Origin of the sequence: Nocardiopsis sp. TNDT3 (assembly GCF_003427465.1) — a bacterium.
In the GTDB taxonomy this organism is placed as follows: domain Bacteria; phylum Actinomycetota; class Actinomycetes; order Streptosporangiales; family Streptosporangiaceae; genus Nocardiopsis; species Nocardiopsis dassonvillei.
Map to the genome: position 1 here is coordinate 1 of NZ_QPFC01001096.1, position 4,339 is coordinate 4,339.

3 protein-coding genes are annotated in these 4,339 nt (G+C 73.1%); all 3 read left to right on the forward strand.

Annotation, left to right across the window (positions count from 1 at the left end; translation table 11 throughout):
• The first annotated feature begins 279 nt into the window (after positions 1-279).
• The 3 genes from DQW06_RS24275 to DQW06_RS24285 all read left to right on the forward strand — a co-directional run bounded on the left by DQW06_RS24275 (position 280) and on the right by DQW06_RS24285 (position 4,156).
• A complete protein-coding gene (locus DQW06_RS24275) occupies positions 280-1,365 on the forward strand; it encodes a hypothetical protein (protein WP_013154845.1) in 1,086 nt (361 codons plus the stop codon).
• A gap of 93 nt (positions 1,366-1,458) precedes the next feature.
• Positions 1,459-1,884, forward strand: a complete 426-nt coding sequence (locus DQW06_RS24280) for an MmcQ/YjbR family DNA-binding protein (RefSeq protein ID WP_013154844.1) — start codon at positions 1,459-1,461, stop codon at positions 1,882-1,884.
• A gap of 19 nt (positions 1,885-1,903) precedes the next feature.
• Positions 1,904-4,156 carry an ATP-dependent RecD-like DNA helicase gene (locus DQW06_RS24285; RefSeq protein ID WP_013154843.1) on the forward strand — a complete coding sequence of 751 codons (2,253 nt, stop codon included), beginning with the start codon at positions 1,904-1,906 and terminating at the stop codon, positions 4,154-4,156.
• The last annotated feature ends 183 nt before the right edge of the window (positions 4,157-4,339 follow it).

A 4,339-nucleotide genomic window follows, 5' to 3' on the forward strand; every position in this document is an offset into this window, starting at 1 on the left:
TCCCCCCGGAGCCGATCCGCCCCCGCACCCGGTGCCCTCCGATCTCACGGGGGTCGTCCGGCTCCAGGGGGTCGAGTCTGCGCACGCCTCGCGCCTTCATGGGGACTCCCTCCTCACCGGGGACACGCCTCCCTGGGGACACAGGGGACGCGATCCTATCCGGCACGGAGGCGGCGCCGCGGGTCCGCGTGGTCGAAAACCCCTACACCGCAGGAGGTTTCGGTATAAAGATGTCGTAAAGCCCATGCGTGGTCGCGCGCCCGAACCGGGAAGGACACGATGGAGCTCACCCTCTCCGGCGGGTACAACGTCATCCTCACCTCCGACATGATCCGGTCGATCCGCCTGGCCGCGCCCCCGCCCGGCCGGCCGGACGTGTGGTGCCCCGACGTCCGCAAACCGGGGGAGAGCGCGCCCCTCATCGCCCAGGGCCTGGCCGAACGCGACGCCCACGGGGTGCTCGTCCTCACCGAGCGCGGGGTCCAGGCCCGGTCCGTGCTCATGCCCCTGGCCGGGCTGCTCGGCGAGCCCGGACGCGAGGGCAGGCCCACGCTCGACCCCTCCCTCCCCGAGGAGCGCGCCCGGAGGCTGCGCCTGGCCCTGGACGCGGTGCGCGGCAGGCGCTTCCCGCGCGGCACCGGCGGCGGCGAACGGAACAGGGCGTTCGCACGGGTGGCCTACGCGCTCTTCTGGGCCCTCGCCGTGTGCTGGATGGTCCTGGACCTGCCCCTGGGCGCCGAGATCACCCTTCTGGCGGCGTCCGCGCTCGCGGTGGCGGGCGCGGCACTGGCCCGCACGCGCCACCAGCGCGCGGAGAGGGAGCGCGACCCCGTGCGGATCGTCCAGTCCGCCGAGGGGGAGTTCGTGTCCCCCGGAGCGCTCGACGAGGAGTCCCGCGCCCTCCTGAAGCGCGCGCAGAGGGCAGTGGACGCGGTCCTGGGCTCCCCGCTGCACGAGCGGGGGCTCCTGCTGGACACCGTCCGCAACCGCGTGGTGCTGGCCGACGTGGAGTGGTCCCTCGCGCGCAGCCTCCTCCACCAGACCCGGGTCAGGGAGCGGATCTCCCGCACGCCCACGCCCGGGGAGCGCAGCCGCGAGGCCGCCGCACGCGCCGCCGCCGTCCTGGCCGCCGAGACGGCCGAGGTGACGGCGCGGATCGCCGTCCTGGAGGACTACGCGGACCGCGTGCGCGCCGCCGAACTGGACGACCAGGACCGCAGGTCGGCCCGGGAACTCGACGCGATCGCCGCCGAGGCCGCCGAGGCGGGCGCCGTGCACGAGCAGAGCGCCGAGACGCTCGACTCCCTCGTGCGGGCCCAGGAACTGGCCCTGCGGGTGGCCGCGCTGGCCGACGACCAGGACTGAACCGCTCCCGCGCGGGTTGTCCACAGGCCGAGGCCGGGTCCGCCGAACGTCGGCGGTCTCTGGCACTGTCGTAGGGGAGGAAGGGAGCCCCGCATGACCCCCGGACAGTTCATCGACGCCGCCCTGTGGTTCCCCGAGGCCGGGGAGACCGAGCCCTTCGGCCCCGGCTACCTGGTCTACAAGGTGGCCGGGCAGAAGATGTTCGCCCTGCTCATGGGGGGAGACGACGGAAACGGCCCAGCCACGGCCAACCTCAAGTGCGACCCCGGGCTGGCCCTGGAGCTGCGCGACCAGTTCCCCGCCGTCACGCCCGGGTACCACATGAACAAGAAGCACTGGAACTCCGTGCTCCTGGACGGCACGGTGCCCGAGGACGAGATCCTGGAGATGCTCAGACACTCCTACGTCCTGGTGGCGGGGAGCCTGCGCCGGGCCGACCGCGACCGCGTGCTCGCGGCGCTGGGCGACGGCGCGCCGGAGACCGGCGGACCGGCCCCGCGGGCCCCGGAGAGGGCGTGAACGAGGAGAGGACGGCCACGTGCCCGACGCGACCTTCCGACCAGCCGTCGTCCAGGGCGTCCTGGAGCGGGTCACCTACGCCAACGAGGAGAACGGCTACACCGTCGCCAAGGTCGACACGGGCCGGGGCGCGCACGACCTCCTCACCGTCGTGGGCTCCCTCATGGGAGTCCAGCCCGGCGAGGCGCTGCGCATGCGCGGCCGCTGGGGCTCCCACCCGCAGTACGGCCGCCAGTTCCACGTGGACGACTACACGACCGTCCTGCCCGCCACGGTCCAGGGCATCCGCCGCTACCTCGGCTCCGGCCTGATCAAGGGGATCGGCCCCAAGATGGCCGAGCGGATCGTCGACCACTTCGGCACCGACGCCCTGGAGGTCATCGAGGAGCATCCGGAACGGCTCATCGAGGTCCCGGGCCTGGGGCCCAAGCGCACCCGGCTCATCGCCGACGCCTGGGAGGAGCAGAAGGCCATCAAGGAGGTGATGGTCTTCCTCCAGGGCGTGGAGGTCACCACCTCCCTGGCCGTGCGCATCTACAAGAAGTACGGCGACGCCTCCATCCAGATCGTGCAGAAGGAGCCCTACCGCCTGGCCACCGACGTGTGGGGGATCGGCTTCAAGACCGCCGACACCATCGCCCGAGCGGTCGGCATCCCGCACGACAGCCCGCAGCGGGTCATGGCGGGCATCCAGTTCACCCTCTCGGAGTCCACCGGCGACGGGCACGTCTACCTGCCCGAGGAGAAGCTCATCTCGGCGGCCGTGAAGATCCTCCAGGTGGAGGCCGGGCTGGTGATCGAGTGCGTGGCCGAACTCGTGGCCACCGAGGGCGTGGTGCGCGAGACCGTGCCCGGGCCCGAGGGCGAGCCGGTGCGCGCCGTCTACCTGCTGCCCATGCACCGCGCCGAGATCGGTCTCGCCTCCGGCCTGCGCGGCCTGCTCCACGCCCCGGCCGACCGCATGCCCGCGTTCGCCGGGGTGGACTGGGACGTGGCCCTGGACTGGCTGCGCTCGCGCACGCGCGCCGACCTCGCCGAGGCCCAGAGGGAGGCCGTGCGGCTGGCCCTGTCGGAGAAGGTGTGCGTGCTCACCGGCGGGCCCGGCTGCGGCAAGTCCTTCACGGTCGCCTCCATCGTCACCCTGGCCATGGCCAAGCGCGCCACGATCGTCCTGGCCGCGCCCACCGGGCGCGCCGCCAAGCGCCTCACCGAGATGACCGGCATCGAGGCCCGCACGGTGCACCGGCTCCTCGAACTCCGCCCGGGCGGCGACGCCGCCTACGACCGGGACAACCCCCTCGACTGCGACCTGCTGGTGGTGGACGAGGCCTCCATGCTGGACGTGATCCTGGCCAACAAGCTGGTCAAGGCGGTCCCGCCCGGGGCGCACCTGCTGTTCGTCGGCGACGTGGACCAGCTGCCCTCCGTGGGCGCGGGCCAGGTGCTGCGCGACCTGCTGGACGGGGACTCGCCCGTGCCGAGCGTGCGACTGACCCACGTCTTCCGCCAGGCCCAGAACTCCGGGGTGATCACCAACGCCCACCGGATCAACGGCGGCGAGCCGCCGGAGTTCCACGGTATGTCCGACTTCTTCCTCTTCCCCTGCGAGGAGTCCGAGGACGCGGCCGAGATGACCGTGGACGTGGTCGCCCGCCGCATCCCGCGCCGGTTCGGCCTCGACCCGCGCCGGGACGTGCAGGTCCTCACCCCCATGAAGGGCGGCCCGGCCGGGGCGGCCAACCTCAACACGGCCCTCCAGGCCGCCGTGACGCCCTCCGGCGAGCACGTCCCCGAACGCCGGTTCGGCGGGCGCGTCTTCCGCGTCGGAGACAAGGTCACCCAGGTCCGCAACAACTACGACAAGGGCGAGAACGGGGTGTTCAACGGAACGCTCGGCGTGGTCACGGGGCTCGACGAGGTCGCCCAGGAGGTCCTGGTCCGCACCGACGAGGACGAGGAGATCGCCTACGACTTCGCCGAACTCGACGAGCTCGCCCACGCCTACGCCATCACCGTGCACCGCTCCCAGGGCAGCGAGTACCCCGCGGTGGTCGTGCCGGTCACCACCAGCGCCTGGATGATGCTCCAGCGCAACCTGCTCTACACGGCCGTCACGAGGGCCAAGAAGCTGGTGGTCCTGGTCGGCTCCCGCCGCGCCCTGGCCCAGGCGGTGCGCAACGCCTCCTCCGGGCGCAGGCACACGGCCCTGGCGCACCGGCTGCGGTCGGCCGGTCGGCCGCCGGAGGAGCCCCCGCCCCCGGACGCCCCCTGACCGCACGCCACGGAAAAAGAAGGTGAACGTTCGCCGACATCCCTCACGCGCCTCCGTCCGGCGACGTAGGCTCTGCCCCGACCTCCGGTTCCGGGCGCCGCGTCCCGCCCCGGTCGGACCACCAGCCACATCGGAGGCCGACGCTCTTTCCACTCCCCCCGGAGAGCGGCGGCACCCCCCGGC